Annotated in this window: 23 protein-coding genes; 19 read left to right on the plus strand and 4 right to left on the minus strand. The window is 36.4% G+C overall.

Going from position 1 to position 26,691, the window contains the following annotated elements:
* Positions 1-148: 148 nt before the first annotated feature.
* From BK137_RS04940 to rhaA, 8 genes are all read left to right on the plus strand, one after another.
* Entirely contained in the window at positions 149-1,675 is a 1,527-nt protein-coding gene (locus BK137_RS04940; protein ID WP_038187572.1) for a sugar ABC transporter ATP-binding protein, read from the plus strand.
* A complete protein-coding gene (locus tag BK137_RS04945) occupies positions 1,660-2,694 on the plus strand; it encodes an ABC transporter permease (RefSeq protein ID WP_235175760.1) in 1,035 nt (344 codons plus the stop codon). Before BK137_RS04940 ends, BK137_RS04945 begins: the two co-directional genes overlap by 16 nt.
* Positions 2,695-2,697: 3 nt before the next feature.
* Positions 2,698-3,699, plus strand: coding sequence for an ABC transporter permease (locus tag BK137_RS04950; RefSeq protein ID WP_235175759.1), 1,002 nt, complete (start codon positions 2,698-2,700; stop codon positions 3,697-3,699).
* A 46-nt stretch (positions 3,700-3,745) separates the two neighbouring features.
* Complete coding sequence (gene rhaS, locus BK137_RS04955; RefSeq protein ID WP_038187570.1) at positions 3,746-4,801, plus strand: rhamnose ABC transporter substrate-binding protein; 1,056 nt, start codon at positions 3,746-3,748, stop codon at positions 4,799-4,801.
* 76 nt (positions 4,802-4,877) lie between these two features.
* The gene (locus tag BK137_RS04960; RefSeq protein ID WP_038187567.1) at positions 4,878-6,941 is read left to right on the plus strand and encodes a bifunctional rhamnulose-1-phosphate aldolase/short-chain dehydrogenase; all 2,064 of its coding nucleotides are present in this window, start codon (positions 4,878-4,880) and stop codon (positions 6,939-6,941) included.
* Positions 6,942-6,968: 27 nt separating this feature from the next.
* Positions 6,969-8,429 (plus strand): rhamnulokinase, encoded by a 1,461-nt coding sequence (gene rhaB, locus BK137_RS04965; protein WP_038187565.1) that lies wholly within the window; start codon positions 6,969-6,971, stop codon positions 8,427-8,429.
* On the plus strand, positions 8,426-8,740 hold the full coding sequence (gene rhaM / locus BK137_RS04970) for an L-rhamnose mutarotase (RefSeq protein ID WP_038187562.1): 315 nt from the start codon (positions 8,426-8,428) through the stop codon (positions 8,738-8,740). The genes rhaB and rhaM overlap by 4 nt, the downstream gene beginning before the upstream one ends.
* Before the next feature lie 26 nt (positions 8,741-8,766).
* Positions 8,767-10,044, plus strand: a complete 1,278-nt coding sequence (rhaA, locus tag BK137_RS04975; protein WP_038187559.1) for an L-rhamnose isomerase — start codon at positions 8,767-8,769, stop codon at positions 10,042-10,044.
* Positions 10,045-10,172: 128 nt separating this feature from the next.
* Here rhaA and BK137_RS04980 read toward each other — a convergent pair whose 3' ends face one another.
* A complete protein-coding gene (locus BK137_RS04980) occupies positions 10,173-11,663 on the minus strand; it encodes an L-fucose/L-arabinose isomerase family protein (RefSeq protein ID WP_038187555.1) in 1,491 nt (496 codons plus the stop codon).
* Between the two features lie 118 nt (positions 11,664-11,781).
* Between BK137_RS04980 and BK137_RS04985 the strand changes: the two genes are divergently transcribed.
* From BK137_RS04985 to BK137_RS05005, 5 genes are all read left to right on the plus strand, one after another.
* Positions 11,782-12,663: a helix-turn-helix domain-containing protein gene (locus tag BK137_RS04985; protein ID WP_038187552.1), complete on the plus strand. Its 882-nt coding sequence runs from the start codon at positions 11,782-11,784 to the stop codon at positions 12,661-12,663.
* Positions 12,664-12,671: 8 nt separating this feature from the next.
* Positions 12,672-13,727 (plus strand): autoinducer 2 ABC transporter substrate-binding protein, encoded by a 1,056-nt coding sequence (locus BK137_RS04990; protein ID WP_038187548.1) that lies wholly within the window; start codon positions 12,672-12,674, stop codon positions 13,725-13,727.
* Positions 13,717-15,510 (plus strand): sensor histidine kinase, encoded by a 1,794-nt coding sequence (locus BK137_RS04995; RefSeq protein ID WP_051448779.1) that lies wholly within the window; start codon positions 13,717-13,719, stop codon positions 15,508-15,510. The genes BK137_RS04990 and BK137_RS04995 overlap by 11 nt, the downstream gene beginning before the upstream one ends.
* On the plus strand, positions 15,494-16,231 hold the full coding sequence (locus BK137_RS05000; RefSeq protein WP_038187546.1) for a response regulator transcription factor: 738 nt from the start codon (positions 15,494-15,496) through the stop codon (positions 16,229-16,231). The genes BK137_RS04995 and BK137_RS05000 overlap by 17 nt, the downstream gene beginning before the upstream one ends.
* Before the next feature lie 259 nt (positions 16,232-16,490).
* The gene (locus BK137_RS05005; RefSeq protein WP_038187543.1) at positions 16,491-17,540 is read left to right on the plus strand and encodes a DUF418 domain-containing protein; all 1,050 of its coding nucleotides are present in this window, start codon (positions 16,491-16,493) and stop codon (positions 17,538-17,540) included.
* A 177-nt stretch (positions 17,541-17,717) separates the two neighbouring features.
* Here BK137_RS05005 and BK137_RS05010 read toward each other — a convergent pair whose 3' ends face one another.
* The 3 genes from BK137_RS05010 to BK137_RS05020 all read right to left on the minus strand — a co-directional run bounded on the left by BK137_RS05010 (position 17,718) and on the right by BK137_RS05020 (position 19,394).
* Complete coding sequence (locus tag BK137_RS05010) at positions 17,718-17,930, minus strand: hypothetical protein (RefSeq protein ID WP_038187541.1); 213 nt, start codon at positions 17,928-17,930, stop codon at positions 17,718-17,720.
* Positions 17,931-18,569: 639 nt separating this feature from the next.
* Positions 18,570-19,025, minus strand: coding sequence for an ImmA/IrrE family metallo-endopeptidase (locus BK137_RS05015; protein ID WP_038187538.1), 456 nt, complete (start codon positions 19,023-19,025; stop codon positions 18,570-18,572).
* A 9-nt stretch (positions 19,026-19,034) separates the two neighbouring features.
* Positions 19,035-19,394, minus strand: coding sequence for a helix-turn-helix domain-containing protein (locus tag BK137_RS05020; RefSeq protein WP_051448778.1), 360 nt, complete (start codon positions 19,392-19,394; stop codon positions 19,035-19,037).
* Between the two features lie 279 nt (positions 19,395-19,673).
* On the opposite strand from BK137_RS05020, the gene BK137_RS05025 reads away from it, so the two are divergent.
* From BK137_RS05025 to BK137_RS05050, 6 genes are all read left to right on the plus strand, one after another.
* Positions 19,674-20,297: a hypothetical protein gene (locus BK137_RS05025; RefSeq protein ID WP_038187535.1), complete on the plus strand. Its 624-nt coding sequence runs from the start codon at positions 19,674-19,676 to the stop codon at positions 20,295-20,297.
* Between the two features lie 996 nt (positions 20,298-21,293).
* Complete coding sequence (locus BK137_RS05030; protein WP_038187532.1) at positions 21,294-21,983, plus strand: N-acetylmuramoyl-L-alanine amidase; 690 nt, start codon at positions 21,294-21,296, stop codon at positions 21,981-21,983.
* 73 nt (positions 21,984-22,056) lie between these two features.
* On the plus strand, positions 22,057-22,419 hold the full coding sequence (locus tag BK137_RS05035; RefSeq protein ID WP_038187529.1) for a hypothetical protein: 363 nt from the start codon (positions 22,057-22,059) through the stop codon (positions 22,417-22,419).
* An 84-nt stretch (positions 22,420-22,503) separates the two neighbouring features.
* On the plus strand, positions 22,504-22,824 hold the full coding sequence (locus BK137_RS05040; RefSeq protein WP_038187526.1) for a hypothetical protein: 321 nt from the start codon (positions 22,504-22,506) through the stop codon (positions 22,822-22,824).
* A 120-nt stretch (positions 22,825-22,944) separates the two neighbouring features.
* Positions 22,945-24,408 (plus strand): D-alanyl-D-alanine carboxypeptidase/D-alanyl-D-alanine endopeptidase, encoded by a 1,464-nt coding sequence (gene dacB / locus BK137_RS05045; RefSeq protein WP_038187523.1) that lies wholly within the window; start codon positions 22,945-22,947, stop codon positions 24,406-24,408.
* Between the two features lie 148 nt (positions 24,409-24,556).
* Positions 24,557-26,572: a catalase gene (locus tag BK137_RS05050; protein ID WP_038188339.1), complete on the plus strand. Its 2,016-nt coding sequence runs from the start codon at positions 24,557-24,559 to the stop codon at positions 26,570-26,572.
* Positions 26,573-26,691: the final 119 nt, after the last annotated feature.

The following is a 26,691-nucleotide window of genomic DNA, read 5'->3' on the forward strand; positions in this document are numbered from 1 at the left end:
TGAAGATAGCGTAAATTTCTATTCCAGAACTTAATAACATGTCCGCGTCACAATCCGAAGATTACCCCCCTTTTTCCAAAAGATAACTCCTTACAATGAATATTCAGAAAATATAAAATTAAATAAATGGAAGGCGGTGGTGAAATTTATGGGAGAAACAGTATTGGAATTGAGAGGGATTACAAAAAAATTCCCTGGTGTCACTGCGCTAAATAATGTCTCATTTGTGTTGGAAAAAGGGCAAATTCATGCGCTGATGGGAGAGAATGGTGCAGGGAAATCGACCTTCATCAAAGTAATCACAGGTGTACATAAACCAGATGAGGGTGAAATGATCTTAGATGGAAAGGCAGTTTCTTTTTCAAATCCTAATGAGGCAAAGGCAGCAGGGATTGCCGCCATTTATCAGCACGTAACAAATTATCCAGATTTGAATGTTACAGAAAATATCTTCATGGGACATGAGAAAGTAAGTCCAACTACAAAGCGTCTACTTTGGAAAGAAATGCACGAAGAAGCTAAAAGAATATTACAGTCTTTAGGCTCCTCTATAAATCCGAAGCAAGATATGGGGACACTTAGTGTAGCGCAACAGCAAATTGTCGAGATTGCGAAGGCAATATCGACAAATGCAAGAATAATCATTATGGATGAACCGACAGCGGCCTTGACGGCACGAGAAAGTGAAGAGTTGTACCGTATTGCTGAAGATTTGAGAGATCAAGGAACAGCTATCATTTTCATTTCTCATCGTTTTGAAGATATGTATCGATTGGCATCACAGGTAACAGTATTACGAGATGCAAATTATATAGGGACATGGGCAGTAAATGATATTTCAAATGACAACTTAATCGTCGCTATGGTTGGGCGCGAGATCAATCAAGTATTCCCACATAAAACACATGACATCGGTAAAGAAATCTTTCGTGTAGAAAGTTTAGGGAAGATTGGCTATTTTGCAGACGTTTCCTTTACGTTAAGGAAAGGTGAAATACTTGGTATGACAGGCTTAGTTGGTGCAGGTAGAACAGAATTGTGCGAAACATTATTTGGTATAGAAAAATATGATAGCGGTTTCATTTATCTGCATGGCAAGGAAATAAAGTTTAAAAATCCAAAAGATGCGATGAAACAAGGCGTTGGTTACCTGCCAGAGGACCGTCAGAAGCAAGGTCTCATTCTTCCTTGGGGAATTGGTAGAAATATTACACTACCAACATTGGAGAGCTTTACTAAAAGTGGCTGGCTTCATGAAAAAAGTGAATCACTTAAAGCAAAAGAGCTAGCAGAAAAATTAAATGTGAAAGCACAAAGTGTATTTGATCTTGTCAGCTCATTATCTGGTGGAAATCAGCAGAAGGTTTCGGTAGCGAAATTATTGATGACAGATTTAGATATCATCATTTTAGATGAGCCGACTAAGGGCGTAGATATTGGTGCGAAATCAGCTATATACGAAATTATTAATGAGCTGGCACATCAAGGTTATGGCGTGATATTAGTTTCTTCCGAAATGCCTGAGGTAATTGGTCTAAGTGATCGTGTAGCCGTAATGAGAGAAGGACGTATGGTGAAGATAATGGACCTTCATGAAATATCACAAGAATCAATTCTTGCTGCGGCAATGGGTGAGATGCCACAAGGAGGGGAAACAATTTGTCTACCAGTATGATGGATGAGACATTGCCAACTAATATTGAGAAAAAGGAATCGAAGCTAGCAAAGATAGGGCAATTTCGAGAAATTGGACTTCTTGTTTTCATTGTTATTTTAGTAATTGCTGTGCAGCTTCGAAATAGTAGTTTTTTAACTTTAGAGAATATTAGTGATATGGCAACGAATACAGCGATATTATCAATTCTTGCTGTTGGAATGATGCTAGTTCTTGTGACAAGAGGAATTGATCTTTCCATAGGGGCCACCTTGGCTTTGTCAGGCATGATTGTGGCACAGTTTGTGAGTAATCATCCAGGTACATCTCCAGTTATAGCTATTTTAATGGGGATCGGTATCGGCATTGTCTGTGGGCTTGTAATAGGTGGATTAGTGTCCTATTTAGGCGTGTTACCGATTATTGCGACTTTGGCGATGATGAACATATTCCGCGGGCTAACGTATATGGTCAGCGATGGTAAGTGGATTAGCTCTTATCAAATGTCAGAAAGTTTTGTTGGTATTGCTACGAGTAAGTTGTTAGGTGTTAATACGTTAATCATTATTGCATTAATTGTCTATGCTTTTGCGATTTATTTTATAGGACACACTCGCACAGGTAGACAAATTTATGCGGTTGGTAGTAATCCTGAATCTGCTAAGGTAACTGGGATTAGCGAGAAGAAAGTCTTCATTATTGTTTATACATTAATGGGCGGATTATCAGGTTTAAGTGGTGTCCTTTGGGTATCGAAATTTGCTTCAGCACAGGGTGATACAGCTACTGGCTATGAACTTAGTGTGATAGCGGCTTGTATTTTAGGTGGTGTCAGTATTGCTGGTGGAGCAGGGAAATTAAGTGGCGTCATTTTAGGAGCATTTTTAATCGGAATTTTAAATAATGCATTGCCACTTTTGAATGTATCTCCATTTTGGCAAAAGGGAATAGAAGGTTCGATTATTTTAGCAGCTGTTTTGCTTAATGTCATGGTGAAACGCGGTGTAGAGCGGAATAATTTGTTGAAGAGGAGGGTGTGATTTATGGCGTCTAAAATGGAAGAAACCTATGTTCATAGAAAACTTGAGGCACATAAGCCCTTTTCGACGAAGCAATTTTTTCTACAGTGGGAATGGTTACTTGTATTAATTTTAATTGGAGTAATGGTACTGAATACATTGTTATCACCCTACTTTCTAAATGTAACGAGTTTAAGAGATGCGACGATGATCTTTTTAGATAAATCCTTCATCGTGTTTCCGATGGCCTTCATTATGATTATGAGAGAGATTGATATTTCGGTAGGATCGTCTGTGGCTCTTTCTTCGGTCGTAATGGCAACTGCTTATAATGTACTAGGCATGCCAATGGAAGTAGCAGTTATCATTTGTCTTTTGGTTGGTGCCCTATGTGGATTGTTAAATGGGCTATTAATAACGAAGTTTCCTGAATTGTCAGCAGTTATTGTTACGCTGGCGACGATGATTTTATATCGAGGAATTGCCTATATCATTTTGGAGGATCAGGCATCTGGGAATTTTCCTGAATGGTTTGGCTTCTTTGGATGGGGTTATATATTCGGGATTCCATTTATCTTAATTGTTTTTGTAATTATTGCTGTCATGTTCGGATTATTACTCCATAAAACTTCTTTTGGTCGAAGAGTATTTGCGATTGGCCATAATGATGTCGCTAGCAAGTTTTCAGGTGTAAATGTCAATCGTACAAAGTTAATTGTTTATACATTAGCGGGGGTGATGGCAGCACTTACAGCAGTTTTTTTAGCATCTCGAATGGGCAGTACTCGGCCAAATATTGCAAATGGCTATGAGCTCGATGTCATAGCGATGGCCGCACTTGGTGGTATTAGTACTGCTGGAGGAAAAGGGAGATTAATCGGGACAGTTATTGCCATCTTTATCATTGGTTATTTGCAATATGGGCTAGGTTTGATCAATATCCCATCTCAAACTTTAATGATTATTATTGGAGCCTTATTACTATTCGCAGTTATAGTGCCAAAGGTCAAAGAAATGCGTAGATAGAGGAAATCATGTTTTATCAAATATAAAAATTTAAAGGGGTGTTCTTATGAAGAAGTTGTTCATGTTAATCGTGACATCAGTACTGCTACTTGGTGTTTTAGCTGCTTGTAGCCAAGGTAGTAGTTCAGGAGATAGTCAAAAGCCAAGCAAGGATAAGGAAGACGACGGTGGTCAAAAGAAATACGCATTTATTTTTAAAAATACAGGAAATCCTTACGGTGAGAAAATGATGGACGGTTTTGAGGAGGCGATAAAGGAGTTAAATGGTGAGGCTATTTTACGTGCACCAGATCAGCCTACTGCAGAAGCGCAAATTCAAATTATTGAGCAACTTATTACACAAAAAGTAGATTCAATTACGATTACAGGGAATGACCCAGATGCATTGCAACCAGCTTTAACAAAAGCAATGGATGCAGGAATTAAAGTTATTTCAGTTGACTCAGCAGTTAATGCTAAGAGTCGTATTACACACGTCAATCAAGCGGATCCAGAAGCAATTGGCCGTGTACAAATTGAAGCAATTTCAGAAATGATTGGTGGCAAAGGTCAAATTGCAATTTTAAGTGCAACCTCTCAAGCAACAAACCAAAATTTATGGATTGAATACATGCAAAAAGAGCTTGAAAAAGATGAGTACAAAGATATTGAGTTAGTAAAAGTAGCATATGGTGACGACTTACGAGATAAGAGTGTTTCAGAAACAGAAGCGTTGTTAAAAACCTATCCAAAGCTGAAAGGAATTATTGCGCCAACTACTGTTGGTATTGCGGCAGCAGGTAAAGTTTTAACGGATAAAGGCTTAAAAGGAAAAGTGATGTTAACTGGCTTAGGTCTTCCAAGTGAGATGGCAAGCTATATTGAAAGTGGCGTTTGTCCATGGATGTATCTGTGGAATCCAATTGATGTAGGCTATGCGGCAGGTTATACAGCTTCAGCTCTAATTAAAGGGGATATTGAAGGGGAAGTTGGAGATAAATTTGAAGCAGGCCGTACAGGTGCAAAAGAAGTTGTTGAGGACGGCGATGGTACACAAATTATGTTAGGTGAACCATTCAAATTTGAGAAGAGCAATATTGCAGAGTGGAAAGAAGTTTACTAATCAGAAATTGTCCTCAGTCCTGATGTAGACTGAGGATATTTTTCTTCATTTAAAAAACATAGCAGGAGGTAATGACATGATACAAAATACATGGGTGCAAGAAAAAGCAGAGAAGAAGCAAGGATTAGAAGAGTTGGTGTATCGTTCCAATCTAATTGGAAGTGATCGATCTGTTTGTAACTGGGGTGGCGGAAATACCTCGATGAAAACAATCGAAAAAGATTTTCGTGGACGTGATATAGAAGTGATGTGGGTAAAAGGTAGTGGCTCGGATCTCGCTACAATGGGTGCCGGCAACTTCACAGGACTTCGTCTCGACGACATCAGACCACTTATTGAACGCGATGAAATGTCAGATGAGGAAATGGTGGAATATTTAACGCATTGTATGCTAGATGCTAAGCATCCGAGGATGTCGATTGAAACACTCTTACATGCTTTCTTGCCATTTAAACACGTGGATCATACGCATCCTGATGCAATTATTAGTCTTTGCTGTGCTGATAATGGAAAGAAAATAGCCGATGAAATTTTTGGTGATCGCTATGTTTGGGTTCCGTATGTACGACCAGGATTCACTTTATCGAAAATGATTGCAGAAGGTGTAGTACAAAATCCAAATGCAGAACTTGTATTGATGGAAAAACACGGCCTTGTTACTTGGGGAGATACTTCTGAGGAGACATATGAACAAACCATTAAAATTATCAACGAAGCAGAAAACTATATTCATAGACTTCAAACACGCGCACCATTTGGCGGAGCCAAGGTGGGTTATCAGCAAGAAAATAAGCGAAAAGAAATAGCCGCCTCAATTATGCCAGTTATACGAGGTGCAGTTAGTACGGAACGCAGTATGATATTAGATTTTGATGATGCAGCGGATATTTTAGAATTTGTTAATAGTCATGACGCGAGCAAGCTATCTAAAATTGGAGCTGCATGTCCTGACCACCTTGTGCATACAAAGATGAGGCCATTATTTATAGAATGGGATCCTGCAAGTGGTGATACCGAGTCGTTGAAAACACTTATAAAAGAGGGCATTACACAATATAAAGAGGATTATGAAGATTATTTTAATCGACATAAAAAAGACGGAGACATTATGTTTGAGCCAGCACCTCGTGTGATTTTAATTCCTGGTGTAGGTATGGTCAATACAGGTAAAAATAAGAACAATGCCAAAGTTAGTGGAGCGTTATATCACCGTGCTGTATCGGTGATGAAAGGCGCTACAACACTCGGTAACTTTGTGTCACTTAGTGAAAATGAGTCTTATAACGTTGAATATTGGCCACTGGAATTATATAAATTATCATTAGCTCCAAAAGAAAAAGAATTTTCTCGTAAAGTAGCCTTCATTACCGGAGGAGCGGGCGGTATTGGTAGTGCGACTGCACGTAAACTCGCAGAGGAGGGCGCGCATGTCGTATTAGCAGATTTGAATTTAGAAGGTGCTGAAAAGTTAGCAACTGAACTAAATGAAATATCGAAAGAACAACGTGCCATCGCTATTCAAATGAATGTCACGAAAGAGGATCACGTACAAATAGCATTTCAGGAAGCGGCACTTGCATATGGTGGTGTAGATATTATTGTGAATAATGCTGGCTTAGCAACTTCCAGCCCATTTGATGAAACGACTTTGCAAGAATGGAATTTAAATATGGATGTTCTAGGCACTGGCTATTTCTTAGTGGCAAGAGAAGCCTTTAAGCAAATGAAGACACAGGAAACTGGCGGTAGCATGGTATTTGTCGGATCTAAAAACTCCATCTATGCAGGCAAAAACGCTGCCGCTTATAGTGCGATAAAAGCACTAGAAACGCATTTAGCGAGATGTATTGCAGCTGAAGGTGGCGAATATGGGATTCGAGTTAACTCCGTATTACCTGATGCCGTACTACAAGGTTCTGCGATTTGGGGTTCTAGATGGCGTGAAGAGCGTGCGGCAGCTTACGGCATTGAACCAGATCAATTAGAAGAACATTATAAAAAACGCAATACATTATTAGTAAATATATATCCTTCTGATATTGCTGAGGCCATAGCGTATTTTGCTTCTTCGAAATCTGAAAAAACAACTGGTTGTATGATGACAGTCGATGGTGGAGTACCAGCAGCCTTTACGCGATAACACCTTTGGGAGATGGGAGTGAAGGTCATGACACATATTGCGATTGATATTGGTGCTTCAAGTGGGCGTTTTGTTATGGGGACTTTACAAAATGATCAATTACAAATAGAAGAAATGCATCGCTTTTCGAATGGTTTTACAGAAGTAGATGGTCGCTCTTTATGGAATATGGACCATTTACTTAAGGAAATCTTAGTTGGTCTTGAGAAGGTGAAAAAGCGTGGCTTTCATAATGTGACAGTGGGGATAGATACATGGGCTGTGGATTATGTGCTAGTAAGCGAGGACGGTGAACGCTTGCAGGAGGCATATTGTTATAGAGATCGCCGCACAACCAATACGATGGGGAAAATAGAGTCACATTTACCACTAGAGGATATATATTTGAAAACGGGTATTCAGTTACAGCACTTTAATACGCTTTACCAACTATATGAAGAGGATCAGAAATTACTGCAACAAACAAAATATGTTCTATTAATACCAGATTATTTAGCGTATAGGCTGACAGGTGTAGCGGTTCTTGAGATGACGAATGCATCAACCATGCAGCTACTTAATCCAAAGAATCGTAATTTTGATGAAAATTTATTAAAGATTATAGGATTAGAGAAATCACAATTTGCACCTTTTATTGAGCCGGGGCAAGTAATTGGGGAATTAAAACGAGATCAATTTCCTACGTATGATCTACCGGAGTGCGAGTTTGTTGCTGTGGCTTCCCATGATACGGCTTCGGCCATTGCAGGGACACCAGGGGGAGATGGACAGTGGGCTTACTTAAGTAGTGGTACTTGGTCATTATTAGGTGTTGAAAAAAAGGAACCAATTATAAATCTACAAGCTTATCAAGATAACTATACGAATGAATGGGGCGTTTCAAATACGTATCGTTTTTTGAAAAATATTATGGGAATGTGGATTTTACAGGAAATCATTCGGCATTACCCGGGCCAATACTCTGTTGAACATGTTATTAAAGAAGCGGCAACAGTTTCTCCGTATTTACAATATATTAATTTTAATGAAGAGCGTTTTTTAAACCCGCTTAATATGATTGAAGAAATTAAGCAGTATTGCCAGGAAACGGAGCAACCAATTCCACATACGATTGGTGAACTAACAGCATGTGTATTTTCTAATTTATCAATTATTTATGCTATTGAAATGGAGCGTTTAGAGGCAATTACGCATGAACCAATCGACAAGCTACATATTGTTGGGGGTGGCTCCAAAAATGATTTACTTAATCAATTGACCGCTAACTTAAGTGGTGTAACTATTTATACAGGCCCATCAGAAGCGACAGCTATTGGCAATTTACTAGTTCAAATGATTGCACAAGGGACATTAAAATCCATAGCAGAGGGGCGAGAGCTTGTCCAATCATCTTTTACAATTCAAAAGTTTGAGCCACATGTAGTAGATGCAAAAGAAATTATCAATAACTTTACTGCAGTAACTACAAAGGAGAGATGGCGTGTATGATTCGTAAGGCGTCGAAAATGTTTCTCTATAAAGATTGCTATGGGGAATATAAAAAGAGACATGACGAGCTGTGGGATGACATGAAGGTAGAATTGAAAGAGCATGGTGCTCATAATTATTCCATTTTTTTAGATGAAGAAACGGGGCAATTATTTGCTTATGTTGAAATTGAGAGTGAAGAGAAGTGGGCTACTATGGCTGACACTGCGATTTGCCAAAAATGGTGGACGTATATGGAGCCATTAATGGAAACAAATGAAGACCTCAGTCCAGTAGCGGTAGAGTTGAAGTCAGTTTTTTACTTAGCATAAAGCCATTTTCATAGGGAGGTATTTTAATGACAGTTGAACAGAGTTATGCTTTAGCAAAAGAAGCTTATGGTAAATGGGATGTTGATACGGATGCTGCACTAGAAATTTTAAAAACAATTCCTGTCTCGATTCATTGCTGGCAAGGCGATGATATCGGTGGCTTTGAAGTGAATAAAAGTGAATTATCAGGTGGTATTGATGTAACAGGGAATTATCCTGGAAAGGCACGTACGCCAGAGGAGTTACGTGCGGATTTAGAACTCGCGATGTCTTTAATTCCAGGTCGTCATCGCGTGAATTTACATGCTCTTTATGCAGAAACGAATGGCCAGGTAGTCGACCGTGATGAACTAGAACCGGTGCATTTTAAAAACTGGGTCGAGTGGGCAAAAACGCAGCAAATTGGTTTAGATTTTAATCCTACGCTATTCTCACATCCGAAAGCGGAAGATGGCTTAACATTAGCAAGCCCAGATGCAACAGTTCGTGAATTCTGGATTGAACATTGTGTGAAGTGCCGAAAGATAGCGGAGTATTTCGGTAAAGCATTAGGAACGCCTTCCTTGATGAATATATGGATTCCTGATGGTTACAAAGATATCCCAGCAGACCGGCTGACGCCAAGAAAACGCCTAAAGGATTCACTAGATGCTATTTATGCGGAGGAAATAAGCGGAAAATATTTAATTGATGCAGTGGAAAGTAAAGTATTTGGTATTGGATCGGAATCTTATGTAGTTGGGTCGCATGAATTTTACATGGGCTATGCATTAACAAATAAAAAGACTTACCTGATGGATACTGGGCATTATCATCCAACTGAAACAGTATCCAATAAAATTTCATCCATGCTCCTTTTTTCAGACAAATTAGCTTTACATGTATCAAGACCTGTTCGCTGGGATAGTGATCACGTCGTTATTTTAGATGATGAACTAAAAGAAATCGCAATTGAAATTGTACGTAATGATGCACTTGATAAGGTTGCTATTGGATTAGATTTCTTTGATGCGAGTATTAACCGAGTAGCTGCTTGGACAATTGGTACGCGAAATATGATAAAGGCGCTGCTATATGCACTATTAATGCCGCATGATTTATTGAAACGTTATCAAGATGAGGGGAATTATACTGCTCGATTAGCATTATTAGAAGAATTTAAAACATATCCATTTGGTGCCGTATGGGATCAATATTGTGCGAAGATGAATGTGCCAGTTGGTGAAAAATGGCTAGCAGAAGTTGAAAAATATGAGCGTGAGGAATTATTCAAACGTACTCAAGAGGTTTTATCAGTAGATTGAGTAGTACATGTTTTATGAATGTAAGGCAACTAGTTGCTCCTGACTAGTTGCTTTTTCTGCTGTTCATAACAAATTGAAAGCTGTCTCATAGGGTGAAAACCGACTGGTGAGGCAGCTTCATTTCTTTACTATACGACTTTATATTCAGTGCCCATAAGTTTTGCCATTTTCGTGAATACACTAGCATTATGCCCTATTGCCATTGCACAATGATGTGTTGGTGCTTCTTTAAAGAGCGTATCAAAATATTCATCCGGATGTAGAGAAAATTTAACCGGCGTTTGCGTGTTTCCTATTGTCATAATTCGGCCATCTGTAGATTCTGCTTCACTAATGATCCATTTTAAGCGGCCCTCTACAGTTTGCGTTAGATAGAGTAAAGTAATTGGCCCTGTTTTTACTTTAGCCTCTACAGAAATGCCACTCCCTTGCTTACCGTGATAGACGCCCATTCCACGAAGCGCAGGTTTTCCTTCAGCTATGTCGATGTGGAAAGGTCCATCATGTCCAAACAGGATTGTGCCTTCTTTGTAATCAGTTACGACAATTTCACAAAAACTACCGCCGACACCAATTGTATCGCATACTTTCATTGCAACAGCAGTTTTTAAATCACCTTCACCCGCACAAGAAATACCGTTAGCTGTTAATAGAGAGTGTCCTAAAATAAAGTCGCTTTGCAGCTGTTCATAGGCATTTCCTGGAGACCCGTGATAATAGTAAGCAAGAGCATCTAATCCATGCTCTTTCACTAATTTTTGCTGTGTGGCAGCTACCTTATAGGCTTGTGTAAGTTGTTCTTTGCTTGGCTTTTTAGCGAGTTTTTCAGAGGGAGAATCTTCAGCAATGTTAAACATTTCTTGTGTGATTTGCTCGATTTCAGCAACATCTGAAGTTGTCACATATTCTTGTAAAGCCTGTAAATCGCACATTTCCAGTACTTCTATATGAATTCCTGTTTGTGCTTGGAGCATCGTGAAATCACTATAAAGGTCAAGCATACCACTATAAGTGTTACCTAAAAAACCAAAAGTAGCCTGCTGTAAATTATGCTTAATCCTTGCTGCTTGTACCCATTCATTAATAGTTTTCCATGCTTTTTGTGCTTCGGGCATGTGTGAGGTATTTTCGTTAGATCTTGTGCCGACTGGTGTTTCCGAAAGTCCTAGTAAACCATTAATCACATCATATGAAATATTCGATCGATGGAGAGCATTAGCGAATTCAGGTACAGGACATGCGCCGCAGTTTGCTAGCCACTCAGCTGTATTCGTTTCATCATAATTAAGCTGTGGACTTGGTTGTAAATTCAATAATATCACTTTTGCTGAGCAATGCTGGTGAACAGGTAATACTGTAGCGCTTGTTGCATACGTTGCAGCGTGGACAAAAATAATATCTACTTGTTGTCCATTAAACCAATCACCTGCTTTACGGGCTTTTTGAACAGTATCAACTAGACCAAAATTCGATACATCACAAGATTTGGCTAAATTGCTTTCGATAAAGCGATTATAAGTGAGTAAACGTTCGCGTAAGCCAGGGAATTGAGCCCAATAAGCCTCCAATCCAGTAGAATATAGGCCGATTCGTGGTTTCTTATATTGAACACGTTTCATATTTGTTTCCTCCTTGTAAAAACTGTATGATTATTGAAAATAATACTAATATCTATAACTAAAAGCATTAGAGTATATTGTCTTTTTATATGATTATCTTGACTAGCGGGGGAGCAGCATGAAATTGTGGCAGCAATATAGAGACAATTGGTCTGAGGACTCCATTTGGATTACTGATAGTCCTTCTATTAAAGCGAAAGAGCATTTAAACACGCTACATGAGTTTGGCTATTTTAAAACATATGCACCTTATTTCACAGAGAGAAGTGGGCTTGATTTATATTTAATTGTATTGACGTTAGAAGGGGAGGGATTCCTGCAGTACAAGGACAAAACGTATACATTACATAAAGGAAGCTTGTTTTTAATACATTGTCGAGAGTATCAAAGATATTGGACAGCAGAAAAAGGGACATGGAATTTCCTTTGGATGCATGTAAATGGATCAGCTGTTTCTTCTTATTTCAATCTACTAAAAGAGGCTGAGGGACTAGTTGTAAAGGTTAAGTCACTAGATTTCTTTGAACAAATAATGTGGTCAATAAGGCCACTACTAAACCAACATCAGTTTTATTATGAAGTCGAAATATCACAACGAATTCAGCACATTTTGGGTGAGCAATTGAAACTTTCACTGCATCAGCCAGAGAATACGGAAGTGATGCCAACATATGTAATTGAACTACAGGAGGTTTTAACGACAGACTTTGAACGAAAATGGACACTTGACCAACTGGCAAAGCGTGTAGCTGTAAACAAGTATCAAATGGCTAAACAGTTTAAAAAATATACAGGTCTATCCCCAAATGAGTTTTTAATCGTCCAACGAATGAATGCCGCAAAATATAAATTAAGAATTGGCAATGACGCCATATCTCAAATTTCTCGAGATGTAGGTATAGAGGATGTTAGTCATTTTATAGAGTTATTTAAAAAACGAGAGGGTATTACTCCGTTGAATTATCGGAAGATTTGGTCTCTTAATTTAATTGAAGAGTAGGTGATTATATGAATAAAAGTTGGTTCTTAATGATTCTTTATGTAATCGCTATCATTTCTTTGGTTATTGGATGTACAAGTCCAGAAAAATACCATGTATTATATGAAGCCGACAAGGTTAAACAGGAACAAACTGAAAAAAAGCCCAAGACTAAAAAACATTATCGCATTGCTTACATACCGAAAGTAGGTAATATACCATATTTTGAATCTGTTTATGAAGGCGTTAAAGAAGCAGCTGAACAATTGGAAATAGAGATAGTATATGAGGGGCCATTAAAAGCGGAAGCGGAACTACAACGTGATATTGTGGAGAAAATGATGGATAAGAAAGTGGATGCTATTGCAGTCTCAGTGATTGATAGTAAAAGTCTATCTTCAGTATTGAAGGAGGCTAAAAAGCGAGGCATCAAGATTGTGACATGGGATGCTGATAGCCAACCAGAAGCCCGAGATCTATTTGTGGATATGGTTGACTCTGAAATTCTTGGACGTCATTTAATGGACCAGTTAGCACTTCATACAGGAGAAGAAGGAGAGTTTGCGATAATGACAGGCTCATTTTCAGCAATTAACCATAACTCTTGGGTCAAATGGATTCAAGCACAATGGCAACAATATTATCCGAATATGAAGTTGGTAGAGGTCGTTGCAACTAATGATGATCCAGAAATTGCGTATGAAGCAGCAAAGACATTATTAAAAAAGTACCCAAATTTACAGGGGATTATCGGCAATTCTTCTGTTGGACCTCCTGCTGCAGCACAGGCTGTGAAAGAACAAAATAAGGTTGGACAGGTTGCAGTAGTTGGTCTATCGACACCAAATTTAATGAGGGATTATTTACTGGATGGATCAGCACAGACAGTTACTTTATGGAGTCCGAAAAAGTTGGGCTATTTAACGATCATTTTAACTGAGAAGATACTTGCAGGAGAACATATTCAAGATTATGAAGTCATTCCAGGTGTGGGCATTGTGCGTTTCTATAATAATGAGCAACGTGTTGTTATGGGAGAAGCCATCGATTTCACAAAGGAGAATGTAAATCAATATGACTTTTAAGCGAAGGCGATTTAAAAACTATACGTTAAAAACAAAGCTATTATTGACCTATATTATTATTACTATTATTCCAACTGCTTTATTAGGGTACGTGGCTTATAGTCAATACGTTTTATCAGTAGAGAGACAAGTAGGTACATATATTCCGAGGTTATTAAACCAAGCTAATAATAATATGGAGCGACAAATTGAACAGTATTTTGATGAAATGAATCAAATAAATAACAACAAAGAAGTAATGAATATTTTGAGAAAGTCCACTTTTCAAAATGTATCAAATATGAAACAGGATGAACATGTAGTTGAAAATTATTTGGCAAGTTCCTTTATGCAAGGTAGTAGGGAGCATATTATTAGTGTGTTTGTTTCTTCAAAGGATCGTCTGTTTCAAAATTCACGACTTTCATATGATTCTGGATTCTCAACAAGTCAGTCTATCGGATTATACGGAAATTCCTTTAAATTAAAAGAGGAGGAAAGGGTGTTTTTTCCGCATGAGACCTCTCTTTTCTTCAAAGAGGGCAAACCATTTGTGCTACTAGTAAAACAAATTATTGACTATGAAAACAGGCACAATTTAGGCACCGTATTTGTGGCACTTGATTTAGCCTTTATCGAGCAAACAATACGTACTGTCGATGAGCAAGATGATGCGAAAATGTGGATGATAGATGATCGAGGTTATATTATTTATCATTCCATACCGTCTCTAATCGGTACCCTTGATAAAGATAAGGTAGATTATCCAATAGCTAATGGTAGTTTTCAATCAGATCAAACATTATATAGTAGCGCCAATAGTGTTAAAAACCGGTGGACCTTTATGCATGCTATTCCCGTGAGTCACTTAACGGAAGAATCTGATTTTGTACGCAATATAACAATCATATCATTCTTCATTATTGTAGTTTTGGCAATAGGCAGTTCGATCATTCTTGCGTGGGGCGTAGCAAAACCAATTCAACGTTTAGCGGGTGAGATGAAGCGAGCGGAAAAAGGAGATTTTGATATCCAGCTCACGAATGAGTCGAATGATGAAGTAGGTATGCTTTCAAAAGCATTCACGAAAATGCTAAGAGAAATTGAGGAATTAATAAATGAAAAGTATGAAATTGAACTGAAGCAAAAGGAAGCAGAGCTATATGCACTTCAGTCGCAGATCAATCCGCATTTTATGTACAATACGTTAGAAAATATCGCCATTATGGTGGAAGAGGATGAAAAAACGAACGTGGTAGAGATGGTCACAAATTTAGGTCGCATGCTGCACTATTCATTGGGCAATAAAGACCAATTCGTTCCCTTATATTTAGAGCTTCAACATATTCAAGATTACCTAGTGATTCAGAAAGCACGCTTTGAAGAAACGTTAGCATATTCGGTCGTAGCTGCACATACATTGCACGACAAAATGACACCAAAATTTATCCTCCAGCCACTGATTGAAAATACATTTGAGCATGCGTACATACCTGGGCAGACGTTAGAAATCAATGTCACGGTTACAGAAGAAGAAAACGTGATGCAGCTTGTCATTCAAGACAATGGTAAAGGAATTAGTACTGAAAAATTAACTTTAATCAAACAGCAGTTAACTGACAATCAGATATTTAAAAAGGATGATAGCTTTGGCTTATCCAATGTAAACGGTAGACTTGTACTCCATTTTGGTAATGAGTATCATCTACGTATTCAAAGTAAAGAGGGCATCGGCACCAAAATTTTCATGCATATACCTATTCTAGATAGAGGAAGTGTTTACAATCATGACAGAGAAAATTAAAGTCATCGTTGTTGACGATGAAAGTCGTCTAAGAAGGGGCATTGAAAAACTAATTACAAGTAACGGTGAAGAATGGGAAATTGTTGGCTCATATGTAACGGGCCAAAGTTGTCTCGATGATGTTATAACACATGACCTTCCATTTGATGTGCTGTTTACCGATGTGAAAATGCCCTTGATGAGTGGTTTGGAATTGTTAACTCGTTTAAATGAAAGGACCTCAAAAGCTTATTATGCAGTGATAATTAGCGGTTACGATGATTTTGAATTTATTCAAAAAGCAATGCGTGAAGGGGCCCTCGACTATTTATTAAAACCGATTGATAGGTTGGAAATGCAAGTGTGTCTCGATAAAATTAAAGCTAAATTCCACAAGAATGAAGTGCTAGCGGAGCCTGAATCGAAGAATGTGTCGATTGAAATCGCGACCCAGTGGATTCATGAGCATTTACATGAACCGTTAACGATTGAGAAAATAGCAGGTAAGGTTTTTATGAACGCCACCTATTTTAGTGAATACTTCAAACGAAAAACTGGCGAAACCGTCTTGGATTACATCACTAAAAAACGAATGGAAAAGGCGATCACCCTGCTCAAAACAACGAATATGAAAATATATGAAATATCACTTGCGACAGGCTACACAGATACAAAATACTTTAGTAAATTATTTAAAAAGCATTACGGCATGTTACCCTCGCAAATTCGTCATGGAGAATAGGCGGAATATGAGGTGTAGTATTGTTAATTGATGTCAAATAGGAAAAGAGATGCCTGAAGCCCTTTTACATTAAGGGTTTTGGGCGTTTTTTTTTTTGCAGTATTAGGCTTTTAATTAGATATGTTCTGATTGATTTTAAATTGAGTAAAAATCATTCACCTATTGTTTTAAGGTTTTTGTAAGGTTGGCATTAATATCACGTAAGATTAGCAAGTTATACTGACTATTATTCAAAATAAAGAACTCAAAGGAGATATATATGAATCCATCCATATCACAAAAGGAAAGAATTATTTCATTAGACATTATACGTGGGCTTGCTCTTTTTGGCATACTTCTTATAAACGTTGGAGCATTTAAAGTTATTATAGAAGGTGACCCCTTACCAGATTACAGTGGGTTTAATGGAATTATTATCCTATTGATAACAATCATAGTTGAAAAAAAATTCTTTTCTATTTTTTCTTTCTTATTTGGAATAGGCTTATATATTTTCGCTTCAAGAGCGGAAAGTCGTGGAGATAAACCTAAATTACGTATGGTACGACGATTACTAGTACTCTTACTTCTTGGAATCGTCCATGTATTTATTTTTTGGGGAACAATTTTACCAATATACGCAATTGTAGGATTGTTTTTAATCCCATTTTACGGTGCGGAAATTACTACAGTAAAGAAATGGTTAGTTAGTTTTGTAACTATTTATGTAGTTTCTTTAATAGTTAAGTTTTTTTTGCCTACTATTATAATAGTCTCATCTATCCTTGATTTCTTTTCTAATGATATTATACTAATCTTTATAATGTTTTTAGCTGGCTTTTTAACCGCTAAAGCAGGGTGGTTATTACAAATAAAAGAATTGTCAAAACAGATTAAATGGATTCAAATTGTAACTTTTGTATTGTTCATTGTTTCCTCTTTATGCATTTGGTACGCTCATCTAAGCGATTATAATAATGAAAAACTAGTTGTTGAATTAGGAGTAATTCCAACAACAATGTTTTACTTATCAACATTATTTTTATTGTTAGAAAATAAGCGTATAGAGAAATTAATGAAACCTATTGCGCGTGTGGGACAAATGGCATTTACAAATTACATTGCACAAAGCATTATAGGAACGATGATTATTTCACTAATTGGCCTTGATGTTGTATCTCCAAAGGATGTTGTATATATCGCAATCCTGATTTTTGTTATCCAAATTATTTTTAGTAATATCTGGTTTAAGTTCTTTCCTATTGGACCATTAGAGAAAGTATGGCGTTATATGACTTATGGAAAGAAGAAATACAATAACAAAGTTTAATTTAGACATACATTATAAATTAGTATTTTAATAGATTTTGCTACAATAAAAAAAGCCACTCAAAATGAAGTGGCATTTTTTTATTGTTACATAACTTTGACTGATTCAATGATGTTAAGCAATTTTAATAGTCCACTAACAGAATATCGTATATATGTTTATTTTGAAGGATTATCCTTAGTATAAGGTTCTTATATACTCTCGTCCTTTCCAATAATCCATTTTTTCTTCAGTTTGTATATCTTTATTGACTACACATTCAGTAAGACTAGTTTTTTCTTCATTGTTTAATTTTATAAGTAAACCGTCTATTCCATTTCCATTAACTTCATCATCACGGTCAACAATACCCTTTATATTTTCGTTATTTTTAACAATTTTGTATTTCACGGCTATTACTCCCTTCCGACAAACCTGATTTACCAGGCGATTTTAAGAGTTCAGTTGAGCAAAGCTTTTCCGTACATTACTAGGTTTTATACTATATTGCCTAAGAATTTTTTTTGGAAAATCCCTGATTTGTCGTTGCCATATTTGCTTGTAAGATCAATTATTCAGCAGTTTGTATTAGCTAACTATTCCGATTCTAAAAGTTATTTTTATCCTCTAAACTACTCATTAACATACATAACGTTTAGAACAATAAAAGGTAGTTCAAGATGAAATCCCAAAACGACTGCTTGCTATTCTATACTATTAATTGCCGACTTTAATGTTCAATATCTCTCACTCCTTATACGAATAATAACAGCCTTGTTTAACTAAATCCTGTCCATCTATGCTTTGTTTAGACACATTTTGTAATTGCAATAAAAGTAAATACACCTCTTGCTATGAAAAATTCTAGAACAAACAAATAGAAGAAAATGCCTTTTTTAATGCAAAGTGAAATGGAATCTATGATGTAAGGCAAATAAAAAGACCATTCAATTGAATGGTCTAACATAAATAATCCAGCCTAAATATTCATCATCTTTAAAACAATTCTTGTTCAGTTGTCAGAAATAGAAACATATGTTCTTTTTGTGGTTAAAAAAAATCCCTTTCAATATTCAGAGGATCAAAAAATATACGATAGCCATTATAGATGGTCGATAAGCCATAGCGCTGTCGATACCTTTCTATAGCGCAATATAAGTATTGTGGGGTTATTTCTAGGTACGTGCAAATGTCTTCTTCAGTTCTTTGATCAGCAACATAGCATTCAATTAGTTTGTCCAAGGAAACAATCTTTTCATAACCCCATCTTCTAGCTGTAAGTTCTAATTTTTGATTGCGGACACTTTCTAAATTCGTAATGTCTCCGTAAGTTGTTTCATAATGCCCAATCTCTTCTGCTAAAACACAATGTTTTTCGTAAAGGCTTAATCGTTTATTCACAATGATTTGATGGTCTACATAAAGTCCAGATAACCCTTTTGGCATTAACAAGGATTCTTTAAATGTTAAGTGCTTATATTGAGACATAAGTGCTTCGTATAACATAAATTCACCTCACTTTTTACGTTGCGATTTTATAAAGTCTATGTAGTTTTTAATAACCTCCATTTCTTCCTCTGTTACATCATCATCTATATGTGCTGCAATGGTTTCAATCGTTTTTTCTTTAATGGATAATTCTTTTTGAGTTTCAAATGAAGGATCAATCCTTGATTTTTCAACGTTTAAGGCAGCAGCCATTTTCTCTACATTGCTAATATTAATGAGCGTTTTACAATTTAAATAATCAGATAGAGTACTTTTTGATATACCAGTTAACTCACTAAGTTTGATTTGATTTAAATCGTTTTTTTTTAGTAACTCTTTAATATTTTTGGCAATCTCCTTTTTGAGAGGTAAATCCCTATCTATCATGCTCATTTCCTCCAATCACCTAAAATAGTTAAATTAATCATAATCGATTACTCCATTATGTGCAATTAAAAATCCGGGAATATTCGGAAATACTATGAAGAAATTGAAATTAATCGTTTTACAATCCGAAAAAATTCGGATAATATACAACTAATAGAAATAATGAAATGGTGGAAGCATACTAACCAAACCTTATTGGAATAATAGATGAAGCTATGCATTTTGTAATCGGCAACTTTTCAAAACACTTATAACAAAATACATTTGGGAGGTAGTAGTATGAAACAATTTAATCGTTTAGCAAATATGGACATTAAAGAAAAAGAGATGCATGAAAAAGAGGATGAAATAATTCATCACAAAGGGAAGCTATTATGCAAAGTATCTCGTAAAGCTAAAGTTGGCGACTATGTTCGTTTCCATAACCTACACCGCTCATATGAAATGAAAGAAAATACAATCAACGGGAAATTGTATAAAGTGTTCAAGCAAGGTGGATATGAAGATGGGGGCGTGTATTTTGATGAGGAGGGTAATGAAAGAGATGTCCTTGGTTGGGAGATAGATCCGATTCCAGATGTATTTGAAGTATGTGGTGTTTATGACCGTGCTCCATACAATGCTTCTGAAACTGCTCAAAATGAACAAGAATCGTTAAGCATAAATAACCTGAAGACGATTGCAAAAAGAGTACAACAACTTCAAGTGGATAGAGTAATCCATCAACAACAAATAATCAATTATTACTTTGGATTTGAAACTGTAAGTATACATCTAACAGAAGATGCTTTTCTGTCTATTTTTACGAGCTACACACATGAAAATTACGATGGACAATATACGAAACTAAGCGCTGTGATGAATGAGGTCGAATTTTTTTGCTTGCAAGAAAAACAGACTTAAATGATATTTCAAATCAGAAAGGTGAAATTTTATTATTTGCGTACAACATTTATTAGATAAATAGATATGAAATTAAACAGATGAATGAACTTGTAAATGAAAACGAAAAATTCAACTCAAAAATCAAGGTTTTTTATTTGCGAAACGTTTTTCTACGTGGAAAAAAAGAGAAGAAATATTTCTTCTCTTTTTTTATTGATGATTTTAAGGGTGGTTCTACATAGCAAATAAGAGACAGGAACAGAGAGGCTTGTCTTTATGAAAGAGAATAAAATTATGCCTATTACTTGGAAGTACACGATGCATGAGTAAAAACTTGTAATGATTTTTATTTGAATCAAGCAATTATCAAGAATTATTGAGGAAGGATCTAATTGATTTCTACTAGCAAGACCCTTACCTCTATAGAAAAAAGATTCAGCGTGTCATGAATGTAGAATGAATTAATTGTTTCACTTTTTTCTACGGTCCATTTTTGACATTTGATATGTTAAAAGATCAATTTGCTTTTGCATCTGTTCTAACTGTCTTGATTGTTCTTTAAGCAAATGTGACTGTATGTTACTCAATCTTTGTTCTTCTTCTAATTCTTGTAACTCTGCCAATGCCGCAATAGTTAATATTGCCTCACCTAGTGTTGTAATAGAAGCACCGATTACATGAAGTTTGGCGGGATGATTTTCTGGTGATTCAAAACCTTTTTCGAAGTGTTGTTTGCGATTAGATTAGGATTATTTTCTTTCATTGTCATGCCTCCCCTTGGCTATTTTATGTTTTTTAAACAAGTCATGAAACTCGTCCATGGATTGTTTATGAAAATGAGGAACTTTAAATTGAGAAATAACGGAAGGTAATAAATCATGTAATGAATACTTGGATATTAGGTATTATTAACCAATTTTTACAAAAGTTTAAATAAGTATTTGATTTAGAACATTTGTTCGTATATTATTGAGTTGTAAGTACTTACTAATAACAAACAAAGGGGATGTTAGAATGGTAAAAATCTTTATTGATCCAGGACATGGTGGGAGCGATCCAGGGGCTATTGGAAATGGAATTCAGGAAAAGGATATTACTTTAAAAATTGGCGCAAAGATTAGAGACATTCTTACGGCAGAATATAATAATGTAACAATTTTAATGTCTCGTACAGGTGACTCGTTTCCAAGTTTAACGGATCGTACGAATGCGGCAAATGCATGGGGTGCAGATTTTTTCTTATCAGTCCACATTAACGCTGGTGGGGGAACTGGTTTTGAAAGTTTTGTATATCCAGGGGTTGGGGTACCCTCTACAACTTATCAAACTAATATTCACACAGAGATTATGAACGTGAATCAGTTAACGGATCGTGGTAAAAAACAATCCAATCTACATGTTTTACGCGAATCGAACATGCCTGCACTTTTAACTGAAAATGGGTTTATTGATAGTGTAAGTGATGCTACAAAGATGAAAAATGAAACGTGGCTTACAAATGTAGCGCGTGGACATGTGTATGGATTAGTTAAGTGCTTTAATCTACCTAAGAAGGACTCTGCGATTTATCATACAGTTATTTCGGGTGATACGGTTTATTCATTGAGTGTAAAATACGGTAGCACAGTTACTCAAATTAAGACGTGGAATAATCTTGATAGTAATTATACAATTTATTTAGGACAAGTATTGAGAGTGAAATAGCAAAAAAATATCATAAAAAGCGCATCCAATAGGGTGTGCTTTTTACCTACTCGGGAAAGGTGGAGACTAAACATTGGAGAAAATAGTAGAGGTCGATCATCTTTTAGATAATCATGAGGGGCGTATAAAACAGTTAGAAGTGAATGACTTAGACAAAGAAAAACGATTGCGTGCAGTGGAGCAATCTTATCTGAAATTAGAAAATACGATACTACAAGAAAATCGAGATACACGTCTGTTATTTCAAAATACTATTCAAAATCAGTGGGAACTTATTAAATCTCGTGACATAGCAGTTGAAAATGATAAAAGTCGAAATTATGATCTAGCTAAGAGTAATTTAGAAAGACGAACAGAATTGGCTATGAAGTTACTCGGTACAGGAGGATTATTATATTTATGCATTCAATCCCTACTTGAGTGGATGTCTAAATGAGAAGTAGTGATGATTTAAGAATTAATAGAAAAACAGATTATAGTGCTAATCATTTTGGCCGTGATGGAGGGAATAAAACGAATAATGAACATAATGAAGAATTTTATGATACTCACTGCGTTAGCTGTGAGTATTTTTGTTTACTACCTAAGAATAATTCATAAACCCCAGCATTGTGGTCGTTATCTGTTAAATATACATAATTTGCCGAATAGTGCTAGTGAGTTGCGTTTAAAGCATTTAGGTTGGGCAAATGAGCAAGAGCGTTTGCAAAAACTTGAACGGTATAAAGCTTTGGATCCCGGGGCTAAGTATGGTGATATTAGGCAATACACTTCTATATTAGATGAAAATCCTAATTTGATTGAGTGGCAAGGTTTGAAAAGGAGTGAACGCAATTTATAACTAAAGTAAACAGAATGTAACAATGGCGAAAAATGAGAATTGACAGGGAAAATACAGCATATACTAGTGGACTAATACGATATTTACAAAACTTTAACATAAGAGAAAAGGGGGATAAGTATGCAAAGTAGGCTTTCTTTATTTGTGAAAGTATTTATGCTAATGGTTAGTTTTTTATTATTTGGCCAGACGATTGATGCTGGTACTCAGGACTTAAATCCATTAAGAGAAGATATTGAAAAGATTGTAAGGGAACAGCTTGACGGAGCAGAAGTGAGTATTTCCGTTCGGCAAAAAAATTCTGGGCATCTGATCTATTCATACCATGGTGGTCAAGTGATCAAACCAGCATCGAATATGAAATTGCTGACCTCAGCAGCTGCTTTAGAAACACTTGGTAATAATTATCAGTTTATAACACAATTGTTTACGAACGGTAAGATTACAAATGGTCTTTTAGAGGGGGATCTGTACATAAGAGGAGAAGGGGATCCGACTTTAATGAAAGAAGATTTGGAGCAGTTTGCAGGGGAATTGAAAGCTAAAGGTGTTCATACAGTGGATGGTCATTTGATCGGTGATGATACTTGGTTTGATAGTGAATTATTAACGCCAGGTATTGTATGGGATGATGAACCGTATTATTACGCTGCTCCGATTACTGCATTAACAACTTCGCCCAATACTGACTATGATACGGGGACTGTTATCGTAGATGTGTCGACAGAGTCAGTTGATACTCCACCTACTATTAAAGTCACACCTTATATTGGTGAAATGGAAATAATTAATAAAGCAAAGACAGTCAAAGAAACTGATGCATACACATTAGATATTACGAGACTATACAAATCCAATCAAATTGTCATTAGTGGAAATTTGCCAATAGGTAAAACGGGGCGAGAGTGGATTACAGTAAAAAATCCGACCATACACACATTATCTTTGTTTCAATCAGTTTTAGAAGAAGCGGGCATCCAATTTATAAGTGGTCATACGCTTAAAGTGATGAAGACGCCTAAAAAAGCTACTTTGCTAGTTGAAAAAAGGTCAATGCCATTAAAAGATATTATGATTCCATATATGAAACTTAGTAATAATGGAATCGCCGATATTTTAGTTAAAACAATGGGGCGAGTTGAGAAGCATGATGGAAGCACTAAAGCGGGTTTAAAAGTTGTAAGATCTTACGGCAAATCATTAAAACTTGATATGAAAACATGGAACTTTGAAGACGGTTCAGGTATGTCCCATAAGAATAGTGTATCTAGCAATGCATTAACGGATATGCTTTACAAAGTTCAAAAAGAGAAAAATTGGTACAAAACTTATTATTCTAGTTTACCTGTAGCTGCAAATGCTGAACGAATGATAGGAGGTTCGTTGCGTAATCGTTTTAAAGACCCATTAACGGCAGGTAAGGTTATTGCCAAAACAGGTTCTCTAAATGGGGTCAATACTTTAAGTGGATATGTGCAAGCAGATAGCGGCAAGTGGTACATTTTTAGTGTTCTTGTACAAAATAAGGAAGACACCATTCCGGTCATTGATAAAATAGTAACTACTATGGCGAAAGAATTATAATAAAATTTAGCACCTTCTAAAGCGTTTTTTATCCTTTAGAAGGTGCTTACGTATGTATTTATTTTTCTCTAGTTTTACTACTAATGAAAAAAACACCTGCATAGAGTATAGATGAGGTGGTTTTTTGAAAAATAATAATAACGATAAGATGGATAAGAAAGAACAGCAACTCCAGCAGTTTGTACGTCAAAACGAAGGGAAAATCATGACGTCAAATGAAGGTGTGAAAATCTCCAATGATGAAGATTCGTTAAAAGCAGGGGACCGAGGTCCAACGCTAATTGAAGATTTTCTTTTCCGTGAAAAAATGGCGCATTTTGATCGAGAGCGAATTCCTGAAAGAGTTGTGCATGCACGTGGATATGGGGCGTATGGTGAATTTGAATTGTATGAGTCACTTGAAGAATTAACAATGGCTAAATTCCTTAATGATACTGCTGTCAAAACGCCATTATTTATACGTTTTTCACAAGTGGCAGGTTCTAAAGGTGTAAATGAAACGAATCGAGATGTCCGTGGTTTTGCTACGAAATTTTATACTGAAGAAGGTAATTTTGATTTAGTCGGCAACAATATTCCTGTGTTTTTCATTCAGGATAGTATTAAGTTCCCGGATTTAATCCACGCAGTTAAACCGGAGCCTAATAATGAGATTCCTCAAGGGCAAACAGCGCATGATACATTCTGGGATTTCATAGCAAATAATCAGGAGTCAGCTCATATGGCAATGTGGATTATGAGTGATAGAACCATTCCAAGAAGTTTCCGAATGATGCAAGGTTTTGGAGTTCATACATTTCGATTCGTCAATAAGCATGGCAAATCCCATTTTGTGAAATTTCATATAAAGCCCGTACTAGGCTTACGGTCACTCATTTGGGATGAGGCGCAGAAGTTAGGTGGGGCTGATGCAGATTACCATAGAAGAGATCTATGGGAAAATATAGAAAATGGAAATTATGCAGAATATGAACTTGGTATTCAAGTGCTAGAAGAGGCAGATGAATTTAAATTTGACTTTGATATATTAGACTCTACTAAATTATGGCCTGAAGAAGATATACCAGTTAGAATGATTGGGAAAATTACCTTAAATCGAAATGTTGATAATGTATTTGCTGAAACTGAGCAAGTCGCATTGCATCCTGGAAATATTGTTCGAGGTATTGATTTTACGAATGATCCACTTCTACAAGGCCGACTATTTTCTTATTCGGATACTCAGTTGTATCGCGTAGGTACGAATCATCAAGAATTGCCGATTAATCGCCCTGTTTGTCCTTTTCATAATAATCAACGTGATGGAGCTTCTCGCTACATCATCGACAAAGATCGAATTGCTTACCATAAAAACTCATTAGCAGATAATACACCATACACAGTGCCAGGTTCAAAAGGGGGCTTTGTCACATATCCTTCTTTGGTAGATGGGAGAAAAGTAAGAGAAACAGCAGAAAGTTTTGAAGATCACTTTTCGCAAGCGCGCTTGTTTTGGAATAGCATGTCACCAGTAGAAAAAGACCATATTATGCAAGCTTTTAGCTTTGAATTAGGAAAGGTGCAAAATATTTCCGTAAGGCAACAAGTAGTGAATATGCTAGGTCATATTAGTACAGAATTAGCAACAGTAGTTGCTACTGCATTAGGTGTTGAGGTTCCGAAAGTGCCAGAATCTCAGGTGAAAAAGTCATCTCCAGCTTTAAGTCTATTTAATACTAAACATTCACCAAAAACGCTAAAAGTGGGTGTTATTTTAGAAAGTGGTTTTAATGGTAGGGAAACTAATTATTTATTAGAACAGTGGAAAAAAGTCGGACTCCAACCTGTCATTGTTCATGATGAATTAGGTGTAGTGAAAGGTACTGACGGCATAGAATTAAAAGTAGACCAAAGTTTTCTAACGGGTTCACCTTTACTTTATGACGGGCTTTATGTAGGTGTAAGTCCAAATGCAAATGAAAATTTCCTATGGAAAACAAAGTCCTTTTTAATAGATACGTATAATCATTTCAAACCAATTGGTGCTTCTGAAGCGGCTGCGCCAATTTTAGAGTCGATTGGAATTTTAGGGAAGCCAGGTGTATTAGTAGATCAAAATCCGCAAACTTTTTCGAAGGAATTTATAGATGCAATGACCATTCAACGTTTCTGGCAACGTGTATGAAATGAATAGGGAAAGATTCCAGGGAACCCTCAATTTAAAGGGTTCTTTTTTGTATAGGCATTTGTCACGCATTTTTGTTATTTGCATAAAATACGATGAGACGAATCATTTAATGAAAA

Origin of the sequence: Viridibacillus arenosi (genome assembly GCF_001955655.1) — a bacterium.
GTDB lineage: Bacteria > Bacillota > Bacilli > Bacillales_A > Planococcaceae > Viridibacillus > Viridibacillus arenosi.

Coding starts and splice junctions, on each gene's coding strand:
- BK137_RS04980 (WP_038187555.1), bottom strand. CDS start 11,663: ATGAAACGTGTTCAATATAAGAAACCACGAATCGGCCTATATTCTACT.
- dacB (WP_038187523.1), top strand. CDS start 22,945: ATGCAAAGTAGGCTTTCTTTATTTGTGAAAGTATTTATGCTAATGGTT.
- rhaM (WP_038187562.1), top strand. CDS start 8,426: ATGATTCGTAAGGCGTCGAAAATGTTTCTCTATAAAGATTGCTATGGG.
- BK137_RS04995 (WP_051448779.1), top strand. CDS start 13,717: ATGACTTTTAAGCGAAGGCGATTTAAAAACTATACGTTAAAAACAAAG.
- BK137_RS05020 (WP_051448778.1), bottom strand. CDS start 19,394: ATGATAGATAGGGATTTACCTCTCAAAAAGGAGATTGCCAAAAATATT.
- BK137_RS05005 (WP_038187543.1), top strand. CDS start 16,491: ATGAATCCATCCATATCACAAAAGGAAAGAATTATTTCATTAGACATT.
- BK137_RS04960 (WP_038187567.1), top strand. CDS start 4,878: ATGATACAAAATACATGGGTGCAAGAAAAAGCAGAGAAGAAGCAAGGA.
- BK137_RS05030 (WP_038187532.1), top strand. CDS start 21,294: ATGGTAAAAATCTTTATTGATCCAGGACATGGTGGGAGCGATCCAGGG.
- BK137_RS05040 (WP_038187526.1), top strand. CDS start 22,504: ATGAACATAATGAAGAATTTTATGATACTCACTGCGTTAGCTGTGAGT.
- BK137_RS04950 (WP_235175759.1), top strand. CDS start 2,698: ATGGCGTCTAAAATGGAAGAAACCTATGTTCATAGAAAACTTGAGGCA.
- rhaA (WP_038187559.1), top strand. CDS start 8,767: ATGACAGTTGAACAGAGTTATGCTTTAGCAAAAGAAGCTTATGGTAAA.
- BK137_RS05050 (WP_038188339.1), top strand. CDS start 24,557: ATGGATAAGAAAGAACAGCAACTCCAGCAGTTTGTACGTCAAAACGAA.
- BK137_RS05000 (WP_038187546.1), top strand. CDS start 15,494: ATGACAGAGAAAATTAAAGTCATCGTTGTTGACGATGAAAGTCGTCTA.
- BK137_RS04990 (WP_038187548.1), top strand. CDS start 12,672: ATGAATAAAAGTTGGTTCTTAATGATTCTTTATGTAATCGCTATCATT.
- BK137_RS04985 (WP_038187552.1), top strand. CDS start 11,782: ATGAAATTGTGGCAGCAATATAGAGACAATTGGTCTGAGGACTCCATT.
- rhaS (WP_038187570.1), top strand. CDS start 3,746: ATGAAGAAGTTGTTCATGTTAATCGTGACATCAGTACTGCTACTTGGT.
- BK137_RS04940 (WP_038187572.1), top strand. CDS start 149: ATGGGAGAAACAGTATTGGAATTGAGAGGGATTACAAAAAAATTCCCT.
- rhaB (WP_038187565.1), top strand. CDS start 6,969: ATGACACATATTGCGATTGATATTGGTGCTTCAAGTGGGCGTTTTGTT.
- BK137_RS05025 (WP_038187535.1), top strand. CDS start 19,674: ATGAAACAATTTAATCGTTTAGCAAATATGGACATTAAAGAAAAAGAG.
- BK137_RS05015 (WP_038187538.1), bottom strand. CDS start 19,025: ATGTTATACGAAGCACTTATGTCTCAATATAAGCACTTAACATTTAAA.